This is a genomic window from Pseudomonas sp. HP_08 (assembly GCF_055284095.1).
The window spans coordinates 122,602-144,076 of record NZ_JBTOQC010000003.1 but is presented as its reverse complement, the minus strand read 5'-3'; the positions used below and the strand labels follow the sequence as shown (position 1 = coordinate 144,076).

18 protein-coding genes are annotated in these 21,475 nt (G+C 61.6%); 11 read left to right on the top strand and 7 right to left on the bottom strand.

Features of this window, described 5'->3' with window-relative positions; all coding sequences use genetic code 11:
• Positions 1-615 (bottom strand): NAD(P)H-dependent oxidoreductase, encoded by a 615-nt coding sequence (locus tag ACYAS9_RS04705; RefSeq protein ID WP_463567151.1) that lies wholly within the window; start codon positions 613-615, stop codon positions 1-3.
• Positions 608-2,002: a class II fumarate hydratase gene (locus ACYAS9_RS04700; protein ID WP_463567150.1), complete on the bottom strand. Its 1,395-nt coding sequence runs from the start codon at positions 2,000-2,002 to the stop codon at positions 608-610. Before ACYAS9_RS04700 ends, ACYAS9_RS04705 begins: the two co-directional genes overlap by 8 nt.
• Before the next feature lie 206 nt (positions 2,003-2,208).
• Here ACYAS9_RS04700 and ACYAS9_RS04695 point away from each other — a divergent pair, with 206 nt between their 5' ends.
• The 7 genes from ACYAS9_RS04695 to ACYAS9_RS04665 all read left to right on the top strand — a co-directional run bounded on the left by ACYAS9_RS04695 (position 2,209) and on the right by ACYAS9_RS04665 (position 10,087).
• Positions 2,209-2,733, top strand: coding sequence for a DUF2059 domain-containing protein (locus ACYAS9_RS04695; RefSeq protein ID WP_463567149.1), 525 nt, complete (start codon positions 2,209-2,211; stop codon positions 2,731-2,733).
• A 16-nt stretch (positions 2,734-2,749) separates the two neighbouring features.
• The gene (locus ACYAS9_RS04690) at positions 2,750-3,046 is read left to right on the top strand and encodes a BolA family protein (RefSeq protein ID WP_463567148.1); all 297 of its coding nucleotides are present in this window, start codon (positions 2,750-2,752) and stop codon (positions 3,044-3,046) included.
• Positions 3,047-3,269: 223 nt separating this feature from the next.
• Positions 3,270-4,208, top strand: a complete 939-nt coding sequence (gene trhO / locus ACYAS9_RS04685; protein ID WP_463567237.1) for an oxygen-dependent tRNA uridine(34) hydroxylase TrhO — start codon at positions 3,270-3,272, stop codon at positions 4,206-4,208.
• A gap of 3 nt (positions 4,209-4,211) precedes the next feature.
• Complete coding sequence (locus ACYAS9_RS04680) at positions 4,212-4,844, top strand: DsbA family protein (protein WP_463567147.1); 633 nt, start codon at positions 4,212-4,214, stop codon at positions 4,842-4,844.
• Between the two features lie 31 nt (positions 4,845-4,875).
• A complete protein-coding gene (locus tag ACYAS9_RS04675; protein ID WP_463567236.1) occupies positions 4,876-6,666 on the top strand; it encodes an ABC transporter ATP-binding protein in 1,791 nt (596 codons plus the stop codon).
• 111 nt (positions 6,667-6,777) lie between these two features.
• Positions 6,778-9,261, top strand: coding sequence for an EAL domain-containing protein (locus ACYAS9_RS04670; protein WP_463567146.1), 2,484 nt, complete (start codon positions 6,778-6,780; stop codon positions 9,259-9,261).
• A 34-nt stretch (positions 9,262-9,295) separates the two neighbouring features.
• Positions 9,296-10,087: a TenA family transcriptional regulator gene (locus ACYAS9_RS04665; RefSeq protein ID WP_463567145.1), complete on the top strand. Its 792-nt coding sequence runs from the start codon at positions 9,296-9,298 to the stop codon at positions 10,085-10,087.
• Positions 10,088-10,099: 12 nt separating this feature from the next.
• Here ACYAS9_RS04665 and ACYAS9_RS04660 read toward each other — a convergent pair whose 3' ends face one another.
• From ACYAS9_RS04660 to ACYAS9_RS04640, 5 genes are all read right to left on the bottom strand, one after another.
• A complete protein-coding gene (locus ACYAS9_RS04660) occupies positions 10,100-11,035 on the bottom strand; it encodes a GGDEF domain-containing protein (RefSeq protein ID WP_463567144.1) in 936 nt (311 codons plus the stop codon).
• Between the two features lie 211 nt (positions 11,036-11,246).
• A complete protein-coding gene (locus tag ACYAS9_RS04655) occupies positions 11,247-11,987 on the bottom strand; it encodes a YciK family oxidoreductase (protein ID WP_463567143.1) in 741 nt (246 codons plus the stop codon).
• 37 nt (positions 11,988-12,024) lie between these two features.
• Positions 12,025-12,696, bottom strand: coding sequence for an N-acetylmuramic acid 6-phosphate phosphatase MupP (mupP, locus tag ACYAS9_RS04650; protein WP_463567142.1), 672 nt, complete (start codon positions 12,694-12,696; stop codon positions 12,025-12,027).
• A gap of 2 nt (positions 12,697-12,698) precedes the next feature.
• Positions 12,699-13,397 carry a bifunctional 2-polyprenyl-6-hydroxyphenol methylase/3-demethylubiquinol 3-O-methyltransferase UbiG gene (gene ubiG, locus ACYAS9_RS04645; protein WP_463567141.1) on the bottom strand — a complete coding sequence of 233 codons (699 nt, stop codon included), beginning with the start codon at positions 13,395-13,397 and terminating at the stop codon, positions 12,699-12,701.
• Between the two features lie 82 nt (positions 13,398-13,479).
• A complete protein-coding gene (locus tag ACYAS9_RS04640) occupies positions 13,480-14,811 on the bottom strand; it encodes a TRZ/ATZ family hydrolase (protein WP_463567140.1) in 1,332 nt (443 codons plus the stop codon).
• A gap of 177 nt (positions 14,812-14,988) precedes the next feature.
• On the opposite strand from ACYAS9_RS04640, the gene mtnA reads away from it, so the two are divergent.
• The 4 genes from mtnA to pheA all read left to right on the top strand — a co-directional run bounded on the left by mtnA (position 14,989) and on the right by pheA (position 21,463).
• Positions 14,989-16,065, top strand: a complete 1,077-nt coding sequence (gene mtnA, locus ACYAS9_RS04635; RefSeq protein ID WP_463567139.1) for an S-methyl-5-thioribose-1-phosphate isomerase — start codon at positions 14,989-14,991, stop codon at positions 16,063-16,065.
• 312 nt (positions 16,066-16,377) lie between these two features.
• Positions 16,378-19,161, top strand: coding sequence for a DNA gyrase subunit A (gene gyrA, locus ACYAS9_RS04630; RefSeq protein ID WP_463567138.1), 2,784 nt, complete (start codon positions 16,378-16,380; stop codon positions 19,159-19,161).
• Positions 19,162-19,283: 122 nt separating this feature from the next.
• Positions 19,284-20,369, top strand: a complete 1,086-nt coding sequence (gene serC / locus ACYAS9_RS04625) for a 3-phosphoserine/phosphohydroxythreonine transaminase (protein ID WP_463567137.1) — start codon at positions 19,284-19,286, stop codon at positions 20,367-20,369.
• Positions 20,369-21,463 (top strand): prephenate dehydratase, encoded by a 1,095-nt coding sequence (pheA, locus tag ACYAS9_RS04620; RefSeq protein WP_463567136.1) that lies wholly within the window; start codon positions 20,369-20,371, stop codon positions 21,461-21,463. Before serC ends, pheA begins: the two co-directional genes overlap by 1 nt.
• The last annotated feature ends 12 nt before the right edge of the window (positions 21,464-21,475 follow it).

Here is a 21,475-nt window from a genome sequence, read left to right as displayed (position 1 = left end):
TTACTTTTGTCCCAATTGTTCAGCCTTGCGCACCCATTCCTGGCGCTGGGCTTCGTTGGCGGTGTGAACAGGTGCGAACTCTGTCAGGCGTGTGGTCTTGATCCCGCAAAAGCCCAGAATCGTACGCACCATTTGCCGGTGGGCCGGTGCGCCATACACCCAGCGGAAATAGCGTGGCGGGGTGTCCAGCGTCACCAGTAGTTCGGCACTGCGACCGCGCAGCAGTTCGTTGGCCGGGTCTTTGCGGCCATGCACCTTGAAGGCGAATCCGGGAGTGAAGGCCCGGTCGAAGAAGCCGCTGAGCAGCGTCGGAATACCGCCCCACCAGACCGGGTAGACGAACACCAGATGCTCGGCCCAGTGAATCTGCCGCTGGGCATCGAGCAGGTCTGCCTCCAGGGTCTGACTTTGCTCGTAACCGTTGTGCAGCACCGGGTCGAATGCCAGCGAACCAAGCCGGATGGCGCGCACCACATGCCCCTGGCTGCGCGCGCCCTGGGCATAGGCATCGCCCAGGGCATGGCAGAGGCTGCTGGCCTTGGGAGTGCCGTGGATCACCAGGATACGCTTGCCATTACCTTCCAGTGGCGTGGCGCCACTGCGTGAATCAGCCATGGCTGCCGGCCTCGAGCATTTTTTCCGGGCGTACCCAGGTGTCGAACTCTTCCTCGGTGAGGTAGCCAAGGTCCAGCGCCGCCTGACGCAGGGTCAGGCCTTCGGTGTAGGCCTTCTTGGCGATCTGTGCCGACTTGTCATAGCCGATATGCGGGTTGAGGGCTGTGACCAGCATCAGGCCGCGCTCCAGGTGCTCGGCCATTTTTTCCGCGTCCGGCTCCATGCCGGCAATGCAGTGCTCGTTGAAGTTACGGCACCCGTCGGCCAGCAGCTCGATGGACTCCAGCAGGTTGTGGATGATCACCGGTTTGTAGACATTGAGCTGCAAATGTCCCTGGCTGGCCGCAAAGCCAATCGTGACATCGTTGCCCATCACCTGGCAGGCGAGCATCGACAAGGCCTCGCACTGGGTCGGGTTGACCTTGCCGGGCATGATCGAGCTGCCCGGCTCGTTGGCCGGCAGGCGCACTTCAGCAAGGCCTCCGCGTGGCCCGGAGCCCAGAAGACGCAGGTCATTGGCGATTTTCATCAAGCTGGTGGCCAGGGTTTTAAGCGCGCCCGACAGCGCAGCCAGCGGCTCATGCCCTGCCAGTGCGGCGAATTTGTTTGGCGCGGTGACGAACGGCAGCCCGGACAAGGCGGCCAGTTCTGCCGCTACGGCTTCAGCAAAGCCTTTGGGCGCATTCAGCCCGGTGCCCACGGCCGTGCCGCCTTGCGCCAGTTCGAAGACCGCGGGCAGGGTGGCGCGAATAGCCTTTTGCGAATAATCGAGCTGCGCCACAAAGCCAGACAGCTCCTGCCCGAAGGTGATCGGCGTGGCGTCCATCATGTGCGTGCGGCCGGTCTTGACCAGCTTGCTGTGCCGGGCCGCCTGTTCGGCCAGGCCGCTGGACAACTCGGCAACCGCAGGCAGCAATTGTTCTTTTACGGCTTGAGCGGCCGCGATGTGCATGGCGGTAGGGAAGCAGTCGTTGGAGCTTTGTGAGCGGTTGACGTGATCGTTGGGGTGCACCGGCGCCTTGCCGCCACGGCCATTGCCGGCCAGTTCGTTGGCGCGTCCGGCAATCACTTCGTTGACGTTCATATTGCTTTGGGTGCCGCTGCCGGTCTGCCAGACCACCAACGGAAACTGCTCGTCGTGCTCTCCTGCCAGTACCTCGTCAGCCGCTTGTTCGATCAGCCGGGCGATGTCGGCGGGCAAGTCGCCGTTGCGGTCGTTGACCCGCGCGGCGGCCTTCTTGATCAGGGTCAGGGCGTGGACAACCTGCAGCGGCATGCGCTGGCGGCCAATGGCGAAGTTGATCAGCGAGCGCTGGGTCTGCGCACCCCAATAGGCGTCCTCGGGGACTTCGATCGGGCCAAGGCTGTCGGTTTCAGTACGGCTCACAGGGGCTGCTCCTTCAATATGCGTTACGGCCATCTTCCTCTCTTGGCCGATTGCCAGGAGAGCCAAGAGTTTAGTTGCTCAATATCAGCTTCGGTTCCCGTGGATTGAACTTTTGCGAAAAAGCCCGGGGCTTGAGCCGCGTACGAACATGAGCGCAGAATGGCCGGCCTTGAGGTCAAGCCTCGTCTGCTGAAAAAGGAAAACCGATGACCCGTTTTCGTGCCACATTCGCCGTGCTGGTTCTGGCCTGCGCCAGCGGTCAGGTACTTGCCGATACCGCCAGCCATAATGCCAGCGCCGAAACGCTTCTCAACCTGACCAATGCCGACAAGCTGGCCACGCCGATGTATGCCCAGGCCCAACAGCTGTTCGCTCAGCGTTTTGCCGAAGCCAAGGCTCCGGCCTCCAAGAAAGCCTTGCTGGAAACCTACCAGGCCAAGGCCAATACGGCTCTGGACCAGGCCATCGGCTGGAACAAGCTCAAGCCAGACATGGTGCGCATCTACACCAGCAACTTCACCGAAGCCGAACTCAAGGAACTGGTGAATTTCTATCAGTCGCCTCTGGGCAAAAAGGTGTTGAGCAAGATGCCTGAACTGGCCCAGCAGTCGGTGATGCTGATCCAGACCAAATCGCAAAGTGCGGTACCGGTGGTCAACAAACTGCTCACCGACATGAGCGCCGAGCTTGAACCTGCCAAGGCTCAGGCCCCGGCCACCAAGACTCCTTGACTGGCGAAGACCTGACATGAGCATGCAACAACGTATCGAATCGACTCTGGCCGCCTTGCAACCCCAGCACCTGCAGGTGCTGGATGAGAGCCACATGCATAGCCGTGGCCTTGAAACCCACTACAAGGCGGTGCTGGTCAGTGAGCAGTTCCAGGGTCTCAATGCCGTCAAACGGCATCAGAAGGTCTATGGCGTCCTGGGCGAACTGATGAGTGAGTTTCACGCCCTGGCGTTGCACACGTATACGCCTGAGGAATGGGCGGTCACCGGTGCTGCGCCGGCGTCGCCGACCTGCGCTGGCGGTCATGACTGAATAATGACGATGAGCGGCCAGTCAAGGCCGCTCATGCCCGCCGGGCAAGCGTTCGCTTGATCTGGATCACCCTGTGCGACTGTCGGTCGCGTATCTGTTTTTGCTAGAATCCGCGCCGCGCCGATTCTGGTCGCCTGTTTTTAAATTTCAGCTCAATTTCAGTTTTATCCGGTAGGCCCTTTGCGAGGGTCACCACCTGGAGATTTTCATGACTCAAACATCGATGACCCAGCCGATCGTCGTGGCTGCGCTGTACAAATTCGTCACCCTGCAAGACTACGTCGAACTGCGCGAGCCGCTGCTCAAGGCAATGGTCGACAACGACGTCAAGGGTACGTTGCTGATCGCCGAAGAAGGCATCAACGGTACGGTTTCCGCGACGCGCGAAGGCATCGATGGCCTGTTGGCCTGGCTGCGCAGCGATGCGCGTCTGGTCGACATCGATCACAAAGAGTCGTTGTGCGACGAGCAGCCGTTCTATCGCACCAAAGTCAAGCTCAAGAAAGAGATCGTGACCCTGGGCGTGCCCGGCGTTGACCCGAACAAGAAGGTCGGCACCTACGTTGAGCCCAAGGACTGGAATGCGCTGATCAACGACCCTGAAGTGCTGTTGATCGACACCCGTAACGACTATGAGGTCTCGATCGGTACCTTCGAGGGCGCGATCGATCCCAAGACCACCACGTTTCGTGAGTTTCCCGACTACATCAAGGAACACTTCGATCCTGCGGTACACAAGAAAGTCGCGATGTTCTGTACCGGCGGCATCCGTTGCGAAAAAGCCTCCAGCTACATGCTCGGTGAGGGCTTCGAAGAGGTCTATCACCTCAAGGGCGGGATTCTCAAATACCTTGAGGAAGTCCCGCAGGAGCAGACCAAATGGCGTGGCGACTGTTTCGTTTTCGATAATCGCGTCACGGTGCGTCATGACCTTTCCGAAGGCGACTACGATCAATGTCATGCCTGCCGCACGCCGGTCAGTGTCGAAGATCGTGCCAGCGAACACTACACGCCCGGCATCAGTTGCCCGCACTGCTGGAACACGCTGAGCGAGAAAACCCGGCGCAGTGCGATTGACCGGCAAAAGCAGATCGAACTGGCCAAGGCGCGCAATCAGCCGCACCCGATCGGTTTCAACTACCGTCAGCAACCGGAGGCCTGAGCCATGTCCGCTCGCCTGGTGTATGTCATGGACCCGATGTGTTCCTGGTGCTGGGGTTTTGCCCCGGTCGCCGAGGCCCTGGTACGTCAGGCTCAAGAGAGCGGTGTGGCGCTGCACTTGGTAATGGGTGGCCTGCGCTCCAACGATGCGCCGCTGGAAGCCTCGACACGCCGCTATATCCTTGACCACTGGCAATCGGTGGCGCAGGCCACCGGCCAGCCGTTCGCGTTTGACGGCGCCTTGCCCGACGGCTTTGTCTACGACACCACGCCTGCGTGTCGGGCGCTGGTCACGGCCCGGCAATTCGACCCGCTGGCCGCCTGGCGATTGGCCGGCCTGATCCAGAGCGCGTTCTATGCCCAGGGACGTGATGTGACTCAACCCGCGGCACTGGTCGAACTGGCCGGGCAAGCCGGGCTGTCGCGCCAGGCGTTTGCCGAGGCGTTCGACAATGTTGCCAGCCTGACGGCGACCCAGGCTGATTTTGCCTGGGTACAAGGCCTGGGCATCGCCGGCTTTCCGACCCTGCTGGCCGAGCGCAATGGCCAACTGGCCTTGCTGACCAATGGCTATCAACCGCTGGAGGCGCTGGCGTCTTTGCTGGGCCGCTGGCTGGAGCGTGCGGCCTGTGCCTGAAACCCCTGGCGACACGGCAACGTCCACTCAATTGTCCGGCCCTCGCGATCGTCTGAGCTGGGCTGAAATTCGCCGGCTGGTGCTGCAACACAAGAAGGCGCTATGGGCCGCCAATGGCGTGGCGGTCATGGCCACGCTGTGCAGTGTGCCGATTCCATTGTTGTTGCCCTTGTTGGTCGATGAAGTGCTGCTCGGCCATGGCAATAGCGCGTTACGTGTCATGGACCGCCTGCTGCCTGAAGGCTTGCAGAAGGCGGTTGGCTATATCGGTCTGATGTTGCTGCTGACCTTGCTGCTGCGCCTGGGCGCCTTGCTGTTCAACGTTTTGCAGGCGCGGTTGTTCGCCCGCTTGTCCAAGGGCATCGTCTACCGCATCCGTCTGCGCCTGATCGAGCGCCTCAAGCGCATTGCCCTGCGTGAATACGAAAGCCTGGGCAGCGGCACGGTGACCACGCACCTGGTCACCGACCTGGACACGCTGGACAAATTTATCGGTGAAACCCTGAGCCGCTTTCTGGTGGCCATGCTCAGCCTGGCGGGCACCTCGGCCATTCTGGTCTGGATGCACTGGAAACTGGCGCTGCTGATTCTGTTGTTCAACCCATTGGTGGTCATGGCCACGGTGCGTCTGGGCAAGCGGGTCAAACACCTCAAGAAGCTTGAAAACGACAGCACTGCGCGTTTCACCGAGACGCTGAGTGAAACCCTGGATTCCATCCAGGAAGTGCGCGCCAGCAACCGTCAGGACTTCTTTCTGGGCCGCCTTGGGCTGCGTGCTCGCGAGGTGCGCGATTTCGCGGTCAATTCGCAGTGGAAAAGCGACGCCTCGGGGCGTGCCAGTGCGCTGCTGTTTCAGTTCGGCATCGATATCTTTCGCGCGGCGGCGATGCTCACCGTGCTGTTTTCAGACCTCTCCATCGGCCAGATGCTGGCGGTGTTCAGTTACCTGTGGTTCATGATCAGCCCGGTCGAGCAGTTGCTGAACCTGCAATACGCCTGGTACGCCGCCGGTGGCGCGCTGACGCGCATCAACGAACTGCTGGCGCGCGCCGATGAGCCGCATTACCCGGGCGGCGCCGATCCGTTCAAGGGTCACGACACCGTGGGCATCGAAGTACACGGCCTGAGTTTTGGCTATGGCCCGGAGCGGGTGCTGGACCAGTTGAACCTGTCCATCACGCCGGGCGAGAAGGTTGCCATCGTCGGTGCCAGCGGCGGTGGCAAGAGTACCCTGGTGCAACTGCTGCTCGGCTTGTACACCCCCGACAGCGGCAGTATTCGCTTCGGCGGTGCGACCCAGCAGCAGATTGGCCTGGCGTACCTGCGTGAGCAAGTGGCGGTGGTGCTGCAGCATCCGGCGTTGTTCAACGACAGTGTTCGCGCCAACCTGACCATGGGCCGCACGTGCAGCGACGAAGAGTGCTGGCGGGCGCTGGATATTGCGCAATTGCAGGACACGGTGCGCAGCATGCCGCAGGGGCTGGACACTGTGCTGGGCCGTTCCGGTGTGCGTCTGTCCGGTGGCCAGCGCCAGCGCCTGGCGATTGCCCGCATGGTACTGGCCGAACCCAAGGTGGTCATACTCGACGAGGCGACCTCGGCGCTGGACGCCGCCACCGAGTACAACCTGCATCAGGCGCTGGGGCGTTTTCTGCAGGGGCGTACCACGCTGATCATCGCGCACCGTCTGTCGGCGGTGAAACAGGCCGACCGGGTATTGGTGTTCGATGGCGGGCGCATTGCCGAAGATGGCGATCATCAGCAACTGATGGCCGAAGGCGGTCTGTATGCCAGGCTTTATGGGCATTTGCAGCAAGTCTGAGACCCGTTTCACTGTTTGCGAGCGCTCAATCGGTTAATCCGCCTGCTGCACAAGCGGATTTGGCCTAGTCTCAGGTCAGGACCATCAGTTGGCAGTCGGTGAACGGAATCCATGAAACCCTCGCGACCTCTCGCAAAGCCTCGTTTCATGGGCATTGTCTGGCCCTTTATGGCGATAGCGCTGTTTCAGGTGCTGCTGGGCTGTTTCAGCCTGTATCTGATGTCGGCCGTGCGCAGTTATGTCGGCGGTGAAAGTCTCTGGTCCAAGGGCCAGAAGGACGCCATTCATTACCTTGACCGTTATGTGCAAAGTCGCGACGAGCGTGACTGGCGCAGATACCGTCAGGCTATCGCCATTCCCCAGGGCGACCGCATGTTGCGCGAGTCGCTCAATATGCCTGAGCCGGACCTTGCAGCGGCGCGGGCCGGCATTCTGCAAGGCGGCAATCACCCGCAGGATGTCTCGGGAATCATCTGGCTGTACCGCTACTTTCGCGGTTTCGCGCCGATGCAGGAGGCCTTGCACTGGTGGACGCTGGGTGACGCTTACCTTGCCGAACTCGACGCCCTGGCGCAGAGCGTGCACGCGCGTATCGCCCAGGCTGAGCCGACGCCGGCCGAGGTCGGCGCATGGCTTGAGCATATCGACAACCTGAATGCGCAAATCAGCCCGGCCGCCATGGCCTTCAGCGAGGCGCTGGGCGCCGGCTCCCGGCAGATGCTGGGGCTGCTGGTGGGCGTCAACCTGATCACCGCACTGACTCTGATCGTGCTGGCGTTGTTACGCACCCACAAGCTGCTGGCGTTGCGCCGGGCCATCGCCGATGCCTTGCGGCTGGAGAAGGAGCGGGCGCAGGTGACGCTTGAGTCCATCGGCGACGGGGTGATCAGCACCGATGTCGATGGCAGCATCGTCTACATGAATCCGGCAGCCGAAAAACTCACCCACTGGCAAAGTGCGCAGGCCAGCGGCATGCCGTTGGCGGCCTTGTTTCATCTGTTGGACGAGGGCGACCGCCAGGACAGCTCGGTGCTGATCGAGCGTATCCAGCAGGGCCAGCTCAAAAGCGGCAGTGTGCATTGCAAGCTGATCCAGCGCCTGGACGGCAGCACTGTGCCGGTGGCACTGGTGGGTTCACCGATTCACACCGACGGTCAGGTCAGTGGCGCGGTACTGGTACTGCACGACCTGACCCAGGAACGCCAGTACATCGCCAATCTGTCGTGGCAGGCGGCCCATGATCCGTTGACCGGGCTGGTCAACCGCAGTGAGTTCGAATACCACTTGGAGCAGTTGCTGAGCCGTGAAGGCGCCAGTCATGCGCTGCTGTTGCTCGACCTGGACCAGTTCAAGCTGATCAATGACGGCCACGGGCATGCCGCTGGCGATCAGTTGTTGCGTCACCTGTGTACGGTGCTGCCTCAAGGCCTGCGTGAGGGCGACACCCTGGCGCGGCTGGGCGGTGATGAATTCGGCATTCTGCTGCAGGACTGCTCGCCGGACACCGCGCAGGAGATCGCCGAAGTCCTGCTGCGCATGGTGGAAAACCTGCATTTCGTCTGGAAGGGCCGCACCTTCATGACCACGGCCAGCGTCGGTGTGGTGTTGATCGATGCCGTCCGGCTGAGCCTGGAAGATGCCCTGCGCGCTGCAGATCTGGCCTGTTACATGGCCAAGGAAAGGGGCCGCAATCGGGTGCAGGTCTATCACCCGGACGACCTGGAACTGTCGCTGCGCTCCGGAGAAATGGCCTGGATCCAGCGGCTGCGCATGGCGCTGGAAGAAGATCGCTTCTGCCTGTATGCCCAGGAAATCGCCCCGATAGACCCGCAAGGCACGGACCACGACCAGCGCCATATCGAGATTCTGCTGCGCCTGCGCGATGAGTCGGGAAATATCGTAGTGCCGGACCGGTTCATCCCTGCCGCCGAGCGATTCGGCCTGATGACTACGCTGGACCGATGGGTGGTGCGTACGGTGTTCAAGCTGATTGCGCACAGTCGCGAACATGAGCCTGCCCAGGCATTGCCGGCGTTGTGTGCGATCAACCTGTCGGGCGCCAGCATCGGCGATACCGCCTTTCTGGCGTATCTCAAACAGCAGTTTCACAGCCATGGCGTCGCGCCGGGCATGATCTGTTTCGAAATCACCGAAACCACTGCCATCGCCGACCTGGGCCGTGCCATCACGTTCATCAACGAGCTCAAGGCATTGGGCTGTCTGTTTTCACTGGACGATTTTTGTGCCGGTATGTCTTCGTTCGCTTACCTCAAGCACCTGCCGGTAGACTTTCTCAAGATTGACGGCAGTTTCGTCAAGGATATGCTCGACAACGCCGTCAACCGTTCGATGGTCGAGGTGATCAATCATATCGGTCATGTCATGGGTAAGCGCACCATCGCCGAATATGTCGAGACGCCATTGATCGAAGGTGTCCTGCGTGAGATGGGCGTGGACTTTGCGCAGGGTTACCTGATCGGTCGCCCTGAGCTGTTGACGTGTGAGAGCCTTTATAAAAAACCGGTACGGCTAGGCGTGCAGCCAGTACCGCAGCAGTCAGGTCCGGGGCGGGATGCCTCCGTTCACCGGGCATAGATCCAACGCAAGGATTTTTAACAGGAGTTACACAGTGATCGAAACTTTCGTCAGAACCGGTCCGCTCATGGAAGCCAGCAGTTACCCCGCATGGGCACAGCAGTTGATACAGGACTGTAGCGCTGCCAAGGCTCGCGTGGTGGAACATGAGCTTTACCAGCGCATGCGCGACGGGCGTCTGAGCCCTGCAACTATGCGCAACTACCTGATCGGCGGCTGGCCGGTGGTCGAGCAGTTTGCTGTCTATATGGCGCAGAACCTGACCAAGACCCGCTTTGCCCGTCATCCGGGCGAAGATATGGCGCGGCGCTGGCTGATGCGTAACATTCGTGTCGAACTCAATCATGCCGACTATTGGGTCAACTGGTGCCAGGCCCACGATGTCAGCCTGGATGATCTCAAGGCCCAGCACGTGCCACCGGAACTGCATGCCCTGAGCCACTGGTGCGCACAGAGTTGCGCCAGTGACAGCCTGGCGGTGGCGATGGCCGCCACCAACTACGCTATCGAGGGTGCGACCGGTGAGTGGTCGGCGCTGGTGTGCTCGACCGGTGTGTACGCCCAGGCGTTCCCGGACGAGTCGCGCAAGCGGGCGATGAAGTGGTTGAAAATGCATGCCCAGTATGACGATGCGCATCCCTGGGAAGCCCTGGAAATCATCTGCACGCTGGTCGGTCATCATGCCAGCGATGCCCAGCAGTATGAACTGCGCCAGGCGATCACCCGCAGCTACGACTACATGTACCTGTTTCTGGAGCGCTGCCTGCAATCGGAGCGGCAGGAGCGCAGCAAATCGTCACGTAAGCGGATGGCCCAGCCGGCGTGATTGAAGAGGGCCTCAGCCGGCCATCATCATCCGGTTGCGGCCTTCGCGCTTGGCCACGTAAAGGGCGCTGTCGGCCCGGCGCAGCAGGCTGTCGGTAGATTCGGCCGGCAACAAGGTGGAGCAACCCAGGCTGATACTCGGCCTGAGGTTGCCCAGGCTGCTGAAGTCCAGGTCCTGCACCGCCTGGCGCAAACGCTCCCCGACCAATGCGGCGGTGTCACGGTCGGTATTGGCCAGAATGATCACAAACTCTTCCCCGCCATAGCGAAACACCCGGTCGACATTGCGCACCTGGCTCTTCAGGGTCTGGGCGACGATTTTGAGGACATGGTCGCCATTGAAGTGGCCGTGGTTGTCGTTGATGCGCTTGAAATGATCGATGTCCAGCATCAACAGCGATAGTGGCTGTCTGTGACGCAGCGATGCTTCGGCTTCGCGTGACAGGGTCTGTTCCATGGCGATCCGGTTGCCGGTTTCGGTCAGCGGGTCACGCATGGCACTCTGAATAGCGATGCGATAGAGCAGGGCATTGCGCAACGGGTACAGCAGGCAACTCAGCAGGCTTTCGAGGTCATTGTGCTGCGAGGCGTCGAGCGGCTGTTGCCGGTGCAGTGTCAGTTGCCCGAGCGACTCGCCTTCATGGCTGAGGCTGTAGCTGGCCACTTCAAGGGTCTTCTCGCCCAGTTGCAACTGCAAGTCACTGAGGCTGTGGCTGTAGCGCAGGCCATCGAGCGCCAGGTAAGGCTGAAGGCTCTGAAAAAACAGGCTCAGGATGCGATCAGCCTCCAGGCTGGTTTGCAGCTGTTGAGCCAGTAGCAGGCTCAGTTGCGCCAGATCCATGGGCGGACGAGTGGCTGACGAACGGTCCTGCGCGCGGTGTTGCGCATGCAGGCGTTGCACGACATCTGTGTCGATGGCCACTGAATCGATCCGGGTGGGAGAATTCATGTCTTCACTCCTCAGCACATTCCTTGCTGGCTGGTTGGGTTAGAGCGAAACTCGTGCCATTCGGTTCATTCATCCCTGAGTTATTCAAAATCAACGGCTTGCAAGCAGGATTCAGAGCAGTGCTACGGCATTAGCTTGACGCTGTGAGTGTTTTAACCGGTTGCTGCGTCAGATTGTGTCGGAGTGCCGTCACCGCTGACGCTTTTTTCCATCATTGAGCGTTGAATGCCTGGCCATTGATGCCTGTGCTGTCAGGCCCCATCAAGTACAGATAGACAGGCATGATCTGCGCCGGTGTCGGGTTGGCCAGCGGGTCTTCGGCCGGATAGGCCTGGGCGCGCATGTCGGTGCGCGTGGCGCCAGGGTTAAGGCTGTTGGCGCGCACCGCCGTCACGCCGTCCAGTTCGTCGGCCAGGGTCTGCATCAGGCCTTCGGTGGCAAATTTCGAAATGCCATAGGCGCCCCAATAGGCGCGCCCCTTGCGTCCCACGCTGCTGGAGGTGAACACCACCGAGGCATCGACCGATTGCTTGAGCTGCGGCAGCAACGCATGGGTGAGCAGGTACATGGCATTGACGTTGATGTGCATCACGCGCATGAACTGCTCGCCCGATAACTGCTCCAGCGGCGTGCGTGGGCCGATGATCGAGGCATTGTGCAACAGACCATCGAGCGCACCGAATTCGCTTTCGATCATCGAGGCGAGTTGGTCGTACTGGTCGGCCTGGGCGGTTTCCAGATCGAAGGGGATCACCATCGGTTGCGGGTGACCGGCGGCTTTGATGCGGTCATGCACCTGGTTCAGGTTGGCTTCGGTCTTGCCCAGCAACAGCACCGTAGCGCCGTGGGCGGCAAAGGTGCTGGCTGCCGCCGCACCGATGCCGCGGCCTGCGCCGGTGACCAGGATGACCCGGCCCTTGAGCAGGTCGGGGCGGGCAGTGTAATCGAACATCGGTAACCTCCCTGGAAATGACGACGGATCGGGTGATTCAGCAGCTGCACAGGGCGTTATCGAGCACCTTGCGTAACTCCAGCGGATGGTCGACCACCACGTCGGCGCCCCAATGGCTGGGGTTGTCGTTGGGATGAATGTAGCCATAGCGTACCGCGGCGGTGCGGGTGCCGGCGTCGCGGCCCGACTCGATGTCGCGCAGGTCGTCGCCAACGAACAAGACACTGCCAGGGTCCAGGTCGAGCTGCTTGCACGCCAGGATCAACGGTTCCGGGTGCGGCTTGCTGTAGGTGACGTGGTCGGGGCAGATCAACAGCGCCGAGCGTTCGGCCAGGCCCAGTTGCTCCATGATCGGCGCGGCAAAGCGCACCGGCTTGTTGGTGACCACGCCCCAGATCAGGCCGGCCTTTTCGATGTCGGCGAGCAACTGGCCCATGCCATCGAACAGCCGGGTGTGCACCGCGCAATCGGCCTGGTAACGCTCCAGAAATTCCAGGCGCAGGGCTTCGAATTCCGGGGCATTGGGCGACAGGGCGAAGGTCGCGGCGACCATGGCCTTGGCGCCACCGGAGATCTCATCGCGGATCAGCTTGTCGTCCACCGCTGGAAAGCCGCGCTCGGCCAGCATCGCCTGACAGATGGCGATGAAGTCCGGCGCGGTGTCCAGCAAGGTGCCGTCCATGTCGAACAGGATGGCTCGCAGGCGCATGCTCAAGCCTCCTTCACGGTCTGGATCATGTAGTTGACATCGACATCGCCGGACAGCTTGTAGTGCTTGGTCAGCGGGTTGTAGGTCAGGCCGATGATGTCCTTGACCTGCAGGCCGGTGGCGCGGCTCCAGGCACCCAGCTCGGAAGGGCGGATGAATTTCTTGAAGTCGTGGGTGCCGCGTGGCAGCAGGTTGAGGATGTACTCGGCGCCGACGATGGCGAACAGGTAGGCCTTGGGGTTGCGGTTGATGGTCGAGAAGAACACCTGGCCGCCCGGCTTGACCATGCGGTAGCAGGCCGCGATCACCGAGGAAGGGTCCGGCACGTGTTCAAGCATTTCCAGACACGTGACCACGTCGTACTGCTCGGGCATTTCCAGGGCCATGTCTTCGGCAGTGATCTGCCGGTACTCGACCTGTACGCCGGACTCAAGCTGGTGCAGGCGGGCGACGGCCAGTGGCGCTTCGCCCATGTCGATGCCGGTCACGGTGGCGCCGCGCAAGGCCATGGCCTCGCTGAGAATGCCGCCGCCACAGCCGACATCGAGGACATTCTTGCCAGCCAGGCTGACCCGTTCGTCAATCCAGTTGACCCGCAGCGGGTTGATGTCGTGCAGGGGCTTGAATTCGCTTTCGCGGTCCCACCAGCGATGGGCAAGGGCCTCGAATTTGGCGATTTCTGCGCGGTCGACGTTGCTCATGGGGTGTACCTCTTTAACTCTGGATTCGGTGTGATCCGGCGGCCGGCAAAAGGCCTGGCACTGATAATGGGCCGGTGCAGCATTATTCGGTCTGGCCGGCAATGCGCCGGCCCCAGGCAATGGCGGTGTCGCGCAAGGCCTGTTCGTCCATGCGGGTCAGGCGGCCATCTTCAAGCAATGGCTTGCCGGCCACCCACACATGGCGCACGCAGTCGCGGCTGCAGGTGTAGATCAGTTGCGATACCGGGTCATAGACCGGCTGCTGGTTCAGCCCGCTGAGGTCGAAGGCGACCATGTCGGCAGCCTTGCCGATCTCCAGCGAGCCGGCCTGGGCCTGAATCCCCAGCGCCCTGGCTCCATTGAGCGTAGCCATGCGCAATGCCCGGTGGGCATCCAGCGCGGTGGCAGACCCGGCCACGGCCTTGGCCAGCAAGGCGGCGGTGCGGGTTTCGCCCAGCAGGTCGAGGTCATTGTTACTGGCCGCGCCATCGGTGCCGATGGCCACATTGACCCCGGCCTGCCAGAGGCGTTCGACCGGGCAAAAGCCGCTGGCCAGCTTCAGGTTCGACTCGGGGCAGTGAACCACGCTGGTGTTGCTTTCTACCAGCAGGGCCAGGTCTTCATCGCTGATCTGGGTCATGTGCACGGTTTGCAGGCGCGGCCCGAGCAGGCCCAGGCGTTGCAGGCGCGCCAGCGGGCGCTCCTGGCGCTGTTCGAGGGATTGCTCGACCTCGAAGGCGGTTTCATGCACATGCATGTGGATCATGGCGTCGAGCTCATCGGCGATGACCCGCACCCGCTCCAGGTTTTCGTCGCTGACGGTGTAAGGGGCGTGCGGGCCGAAGGCAACCGTGATGCGCGAATGGTGCGCCAGGTCGTTGAACAGCTCGATGCCGACGTGCAGGGCTTCGTCGACAGTACGTGCGCCGGGGACCGGGAAATCCAGCACCGGAACACAGATTTGCGCGCGCATGCCGCTGTTATGCACCCGTTCGGCGGCCACCTTGGGATAAAAGTACATGTCCGAGAAGCAGGTGATGCCACCCTTGAGCTGCTCGGCGATGGCCAGGTCGGTGCCGTCGCGTACAAAGGCTTCATCGACCCATTTGCCTTCGGCGGGCCAGATGTGTTCCTGCAGCCAGGTCATCAGCGGCAGGTCATCGGCCAGGCCGCGGAACAGGGTCATCGCGGCATGCCCGTGGGCGTTGATCAGGCCGGGGGCGAGCAGCATGCCGGGCAGTTCGATCACCTCGGCGCTGGGCCTGCGCAAGGCTTCGGCGCGCGGTCCGATCCAGGCGACCAAGCCATCGCGGATGCCAATGCCATGCTCCTTGAGCACTACGCCTGCAGGTTCGACCGGCACCAGCCAGGCGGGCAGGAGCAGCAAATCGAAAGGCGTATGGGGTGTTGGCATGACAAGGCTTCCGGGGTTCGTTCAGATTGTGTAAAACGCTTGCAAGGATAACGCCGGCGCCGATGGCACGCGCTCTGTCAAGGGTGATGGCGAAGTATACCCGAGCACCCTTGAGGTGGGCTCGCTATAATCGACCGCTTTTTTATTCAGGTCTGGATTGTGAAAACGGAGTGGGCGATGCGCGATCGGTTATTGGCTGCGGAGAAAGTACAGGCCATCGATTGGCGGGATGACGCTCTTTACCTGCTGGATCAGCGGGCATTGCCGTTTGAAGAGGTCTGGCTGGGTTATCACAGCACAGCCGCTGTGGTGGAGGCGATCCGCAACATGGTGGTGCGCGGTGCCCAGGCCATTGGTATCAGCGCCGCCTACGGGCTGGTGCTGGGGGCGCGCGCCCGGATCGCTGCCGGGGGTGACTGGCGGGCGGCGCTGGAGGCGGATTTCACCCTGTTGGCCGATGCACGGCCTACAGCGGTCAACCTGAACTGGGCGCTGAATCGCCTGCGTGAGCGCCTGCAACGTCTGAAACAGGGTGAAGACCCGCTGGCGGCTCTGGAGGCCGAGGCGGTGGCGATTCATCTGAGCGACCGTGAGGCCAACCTGACCATGGCGCAATTGGGCGCCGAACTGATTCGCAAGCATCAGGGCAACCTGCAAACCGTGTTGACCCACTGTAATGCCGGCGCATTGGCCACCGGTGGTGTCGGCACGGCACTGGGTGTCATCCGCGCCGCTTATCTGGAAGGCATGATCGAGCGGGTGTTCGTCGATGAAACCCGTCCCTGGCTGCAAGGCTCGCGCCTGACCGCCTGGGAACTGCTCAACGACGGCGTACCGGTCACCCTCAATGCCGACGGGGCGGCAGCGCACCTTATGCGCACCAAAGGCATCACCTGGGTGATCGTCGGTGCTGACCGGATCACCGCCAATGGCGATGTGGCCAACAAGATCGGCACTTACCAGCTGGCCGTGGCGGCCATGCACCACGGCGTGCGCTTCATGGTCGTGGCGCCGAGTTCGAGCATCGACATGAGCATGCCCAGCGGTGACGACATCATTCTTGAAGAACGTGATGGCCGCGAGTTGCTGGAGCTGGGCGGGCAGCGTGTAGGCGCCGATGTCGAGGTGTTCAATCCGGTGTTCGATGTGACCCCGGCGGACCTGATCGACGCCATCGTTACCGAAAAAGGCATCGTCGAGCGACCCGACACCGCCAAGCTGGCGCAGCTGATGAGTCGCAAGCATCTGCATTGAGTGCTGGCGGTTGGTCATCAGTGGCGTTCTCTCTGCGCAGGGTTCCCTATACGGGCCTGTGAGCGCTTCTCGGACGATTTACGCCTGGGTGGCTCGTTTCTGGCGCTTGCAAAGGATAGGAGCGTAGCGGCGGTTGTGGTAACATCCGGCGGTTTCCGGGGACGCTAATCGCAGTCCCTCCTACTGCGCAGATCCATGGCGTAACCCGTTGATTTGTCGTAAATCGCCGTCTGGCCTTAGCCAGTGGCGGCGAGCCTTGGCCATTCCGCATGGAGTGGCGGGGTTTCACCAGAAAAAGGAATCAGGCTTCTCATGGGTGAACTGGCCAAAGAAATTCTCCCGGTCAATATCGAAGACGAGCTGAAACAGTCCTACCTCGACTACGCCATGAGCGTGATCGTCGGTCGCGCACTGCCGGATGCGCGCGATGGCCTGAAGCCCGTGCATCGGCGTGTGCTGTATGCCATGAGCGAGCTGGGCAACGACTGGAACAAGCCGTACAAGAAGTCTGCCCGTGTGGTCGGCGATGTGATCGGTAAGTACCACCCGCATGGCGACACCGCTGTCTACGACACCATCGTGCGTATGGCCCAGCCGTTCTCGCTGCGCTATCTGCTGGTCGACGGTCAGGGCAACTTCGGTTCGGTCGACGGCGATAATGCCGCGGCGATGCGATACACCGAAGTGCGCATGACCAAGCTGGCTCACGAGCTGCTGGCCGACCTGCACAAGGAAACCGTCGACTGGGTGCCCAACTACGACGGCACCGAGCTGATCCCGGCGGTCATGCCGACGCGGATTCCCAACCTGCTGGTCAACGGTTCCAGCGGTATCGCCGTGGGCATGGCGACCAACATTCCGCCGCACAACCTGGGCGAGGTCATCGACGGCTGCCTGGCGCTGATCGACAACCCCGACCTGTCGATCGATGAACTGATGCAGTTCATCCCCGGCCCCGACTTTCCGACGGCGGGCGTGATCAACGGTCGTGCCGGCATCATCGAGGCTTATCGCACCGGTCGCGGCCGCATCTACATGCGCGCCCGCTCCACGATCGAAGACATCGACAAGGTCGGTGGTCGCCAGCAGATCGTCATCACCGAGCTGCCGTACCAGCTCAACAAGGCCCGCCTGATCGAAAAGATCGCCGAGCTGGTGAAAGAGAAGAAGCTCGAAGGCATCACCGAGCTGCGCGACGAGTCCGACAAGGACGGCATGCGCGTGGTCATCGAGCTGCGCCGTGGCGAAGTGCCTGAGGTCATCCTCAACAATCTTTATGCCCAGACCCAGCTGCAAAGCGTGTTCGGCATCAACATCGTTGCCCTGATCGACGGCCGTCCGCGCATCCTCAACCTCAAGGACCTGCTGGAAGCCTTCGTGCGTCACCGCCGCGAAGTCGTGACCCGCCGTACCGTGTTCGAACTGCGCAAGGCGCGCGAGCGCGGTCATATCCTTGAAGGCCAGGCCGTTGCGCTGTCCAACATCGATCCGGTCATCGCCCTGATCAAGGCCTCGCCATCGCCGGCCGAGGCCAAGGAAGGACTGATCAGCACCGCCTGGGAATCCAGTGCCGTGGTCGAGATGGTCGAGCGCGCCGGTGCCGACTCGTGCCGTCCGGAAAACCTCGATCCGCAATACGGTCTGCGTGACGGCAAGTATTACCTGTCGCCCGAGCAGGCCCAGGCCATCCTCGAGTTGCGCCTGCACCGCCTGACCGGTCTTGAACACGAGAAGCTGCTGGGCGAGTACCAGGAAATTCTCAAGCAGATCGGCGAGCTGATCCGCATCCTCAACAGCGCCGAGCGACTGATGGAAGTCATTCGTGAAGAGCTGGAGCTGATCCGCGCCGAATACGGCGATGTGCGTCGCACCGAGATTCTCGAGGCGCGCCTGGACCTGACGCTGGGTGACCTGATCACCGAAGAAGACCGTGTGGTCACCATTTCCCACGGCGGCTACGCCAAGACCCAGCCGCTGACCGCCTACCAGGCCCAGCGTCGCGGTGGCAAGGGCAAATCGGCCACCGGCATCAAGGACGAGGATTACATCTCGCACCTGCTGGTCGCCAACAGCCACACCACGCTGCTGATGTTCTCCAGCAAAGGCAAGGTGTACTGGCTCAAGACCTACGAGATTCCGGAAGCGTCTCGCGCTGCCCGTGGCCGTCCGCTGGTCAACCTGTTGCCGTTGAGCGATGGCGAATACATCACCACCATGTTGCCGGTCGACCTGGAAGCCATGCGCAAGCGGGCTGACGAGGAAGAAGGCGAAGTCATCGACGGCGAAATCGATGACGAGAACAGTGGCGAAACCGAAGAAGAGCGCAAGGCGCGTATCAAGGCTGCAGACAAGAAGAAGGCTCCGTTCATCTTCATGTCCACCGCCAACGGTACGGTCAAAAAGACCCCGCTGGTGGCATTCAGTCGTCAGCGTAGCGTTGGCCTGATCGCCCTTGAGCTCGACGAAGGCGACATCCTGATTTCGGCAGCCATCACCGATGGCGAGCAGGAAATCATGCTGTTCTCTGACGGCGGCAAGGTCACGCGCTTCAAGGAATCCGACGTTCGTGCCATGGGCCGTACCGCTCGCGGCGTTCGCGGCATGCGTCTGCCAGAAGGGCAGAAGCTGATTTCGATGCTGATCCCGGAAGAAGGCAGCCAGATTCTCACCGCTTCCGAGCGTGGTTATGGCAAGCGCACGGCGATTTCCGAGTTCCCTGAATACAAACGTGGCGGGCAGGGCGTTATCGCCATGGTCAGCAACGAACGTAACGGCCGTCTGGTCGGCGCGGTTCAGGTACTTGATGGCGAAGAAATCATGCTGATTTCCGACCAGGGCACACTGGTTCGCACCCGTGTCGCCGAGGTTTCCAGTCTGGGCCGTAATACCCAGGGCGTGACCCTGATCAAGCTGGCCAGCGACGAAAAACTGGTCGGTCTCGAGCGGGTTCAGGAGCCTTCGGAAAGCGAAGAGGACGAAGAGTCCGAGCTGGACGAGCGGGCGCTTGACGCTGACGAGGCTATCGATGAAGCAGGCGACGAAGCGGGCGATGATCTGCCAGCCGACAGCGCAGAAGGCGAAGAGCCGCAAGGCTGAGTGATGAAGTAAATCAGTTGAGGGCTGGCTCGTTTGTGCGTGCACATACCTGTCCGGCCCTTGCTACGTTTCGGCTGCGCAACGTAGCGTGAACAGACCCAACGCATTTGACGAGAGTGGATATGAGCAAGCGAGTCTTTAACTTCTGCGCAGGCCCTGCTGCGCTCCCGGAAGCTGTGCTGTTGCGTGCCCAGGCCGAGCTCCTGGACTGGCATGGCAAAGGTCTGTCGGTCATGGAAATGAGCCATCGCAGCGATGAGTTCGTGTCCATTGCCAACAAGGCCGAGCAGGATTTTCGCGACCTGCTCAATATCCCTTCCAACTACAAGGTGCTGTTCCTGCAGGGCGGTGCCAGCCAGCAGTTTGCCCAGATCGCCCTGAACCTGTTGCCGGAAAACGGCGAGGCCGATTACGTCGACACCGGCATCTGGTCGCAAAAGGCTATCGAAGAAGCCTCGCGCTACGGCAAGGTCAATGTGGCCGCCACCGCCAAGCCTTATGACTACTTCGCCATTCCAGGCCAGGACGAGTGGGCGCTGTCGAAAAACGCGGCCTACGTTCACTACGCGCCCAACGAAACCATCGGCGGTCTGGAATTCAACTGGATCCCGGAGACCGGCGACGTACCGCTGGTCGCCGACATGTCTTCCGACATCCTGTCGCGCCCGGTCGATATTTCCCGCTTCGGCATGATCTACGCCGGTGCCCAGAAAAACATCGGCCCGAGCGGCATCGTGGTGGTCATCATCCGTGAAGACCTGCTGGGCCGCGCCCGCGCCCTGTGCCCGACCATGCTCAACTACAAGGTCGCCGCCGATAACGGCTCGATGTACAACACCCCGCCGACCCTGGCCTGGTACTTGTCCGGCCTGGTGTTTGAGTGGCTCAAGGAGCAGGGCGGTGTCGAGGCGATCGCCAGGGTCAACGAGCTCAAGCAGCGCACGCTGTACGACTATATCGATGCCAGCGCGCTGTACAACAACCCGATCAACAAGGCTGACCGCTCGTGGATGAACGTGCCGTTCCGCCTGGCCGATGACCGCCTGGACAAGCCGTTCCTGGTCGGTGCCGAGGCCAACGGCCTGCTCAACCTCAAGGGCCACCGTTCGGTCGGCGGCATGCGCGCCTCGATCTACAATGCCGTAGGCCTGGATGCGGTCAATGCGCTGGTGACCTACATGAAAGACTTCGAGAAGGAACACGGCTGATGTCCGAGCAGGAACTCAAGGCGCTGCGGGTGCGTATCGATGCGCTCGACGAGAAGATTCAGGAACTGATCGGCGAGCGCGCTCGCTGTGCCCAGGAAGTGGCGCGGGTCAAGATGTCTTCTCTGGCCGAAGGCGAAGTGCCGGTGTTCTATCGCCCCGAGCGTGAAGCCCAGGTGCTCAAGCGGGTGATGGAGCGTAATCGTGGCCCGCTGAGCAACGAAGAGATGGCCCGCTTGTTCCGCGAGATCATGTCGTCGTGCCTGGCCCTTGAGATGCCGCTGAATGTCGCCTACCTGGGGCCGGAAGGCACGTTTACCCAGGCCGCCGCCATGAAGCACTTTGGTCATGCCGTGGTCAGCAAGCCCATGGCGGCCATCGACGAAGTGTTCCGTGAAGTGGTTGCCGGCGCGGTGAACTTTGGCGTCGTGCCGGTGGAGAACTCCACCGAAGGTGCGGTCAACCACACCCTCGACAGCTTCCTTGAGCACGACATGGTGATCTGCGGCGAAGTCGAGCTGCGCATTCACCACCACCTGCTGGTGGGCGAGAGCACCAAGACCCAGAGCATCACGCGTATTTACTCGCATGCCCAGTCGCTGGCGCAGTGCCGCAAGTGGCTGGATGCGCATTACCCGAACGTCGAGCGTGTGGCCGTGGCCAGCAACGCCGAAGCGGCCAAGCGGGTGAAAAGCGAGTGGAATTCGGCGGCCATCGCCGGCGATATGGCGGCCAGCCTGTACGGCCTGACCCGTCTGGCGGAAAAGATCGAAGATCGCCCGGACAACTCCACGCGCTTTCTGATCATCGGTAATCAGGAAGTGCCGCCGACCGGCGACGACAAGACCTCGATCATTGTGTCGATGAGCAACAAGCCCGGCGCCTTGCACGAGCTGCTGGTGCCGTTCCACGAGAACGGCCTGGACCTGACCCGCATCGAAACCCGCCCGTCGCGCAGCGGCAAGTGGACCTACGTGTTCTTCATCGACTTCGTTGGCCATCACCAGGACCCGCTGGTCAAAGCGGTGCTGGAGACAATTCGTCAGGAAGCGGTGGCCCTCAAAGTACTGGGCTCGTACCCCAAAGCGGTGTTGTGAGGTCATGACAGT

Coding starts and splice junctions, on each gene's coding strand:
- ACYAS9_RS04640 (WP_463567140.1), bottom strand. CDS start 14,811: ATGCCAACACCCCATACGCCTTTCGATTTGCTGCTCCTGCCCGCCTGG.
- ACYAS9_RS04690 (WP_463567148.1), top strand. CDS start 2,750: ATGAGCATGCAACAACGTATCGAATCGACTCTGGCCGCCTTGCAACCC.
- pheA (WP_463567136.1), top strand. CDS start 20,369: ATGTCCGAGCAGGAACTCAAGGCGCTGCGGGTGCGTATCGATGCGCTC.
- mupP (WP_463567142.1), bottom strand. CDS start 12,696: ATGCGCCTGCGAGCCATCCTGTTCGACATGGACGGCACCTTGCTGGAC.
- ACYAS9_RS04660 (WP_463567144.1), bottom strand. CDS start 11,035: ATGAATTCTCCCACCCGGATCGATTCAGTGGCCATCGACACAGATGTC.
- ACYAS9_RS04670 (WP_463567146.1), top strand. CDS start 6,778: ATGAAACCCTCGCGACCTCTCGCAAAGCCTCGTTTCATGGGCATTGTC.
- trhO (WP_463567237.1), top strand. CDS start 3,270: ATGACCCAGCCGATCGTCGTGGCTGCGCTGTACAAATTCGTCACCCTG.
- ACYAS9_RS04695 (WP_463567149.1), top strand. CDS start 2,209: ATGACCCGTTTTCGTGCCACATTCGCCGTGCTGGTTCTGGCCTGCGCC.
- gyrA (WP_463567138.1), top strand. CDS start 16,378: ATGGGTGAACTGGCCAAAGAAATTCTCCCGGTCAATATCGAAGACGAG.
- ACYAS9_RS04705 (WP_463567151.1), bottom strand. CDS start 615: ATGGCTGATTCACGCAGTGGCGCCACGCCACTGGAAGGTAATGGCAAG.
- ACYAS9_RS04655 (WP_463567143.1), bottom strand. CDS start 11,987: ATGTTCGATTACACTGCCCGCCCCGACCTGCTCAAGGGCCGGGTCATC.
- serC (WP_463567137.1), top strand. CDS start 19,284: ATGAGCAAGCGAGTCTTTAACTTCTGCGCAGGCCCTGCTGCGCTCCCG.
- mtnA (WP_463567139.1), top strand. CDS start 14,989: ATGCGCGATCGGTTATTGGCTGCGGAGAAAGTACAGGCCATCGATTGG.
- ACYAS9_RS04680 (WP_463567147.1), top strand. CDS start 4,212: ATGTCCGCTCGCCTGGTGTATGTCATGGACCCGATGTGTTCCTGGTGC.
- ubiG (WP_463567141.1), bottom strand. CDS start 13,397: ATGAGCAACGTCGACCGCGCAGAAATCGCCAAATTCGAGGCCCTTGCC.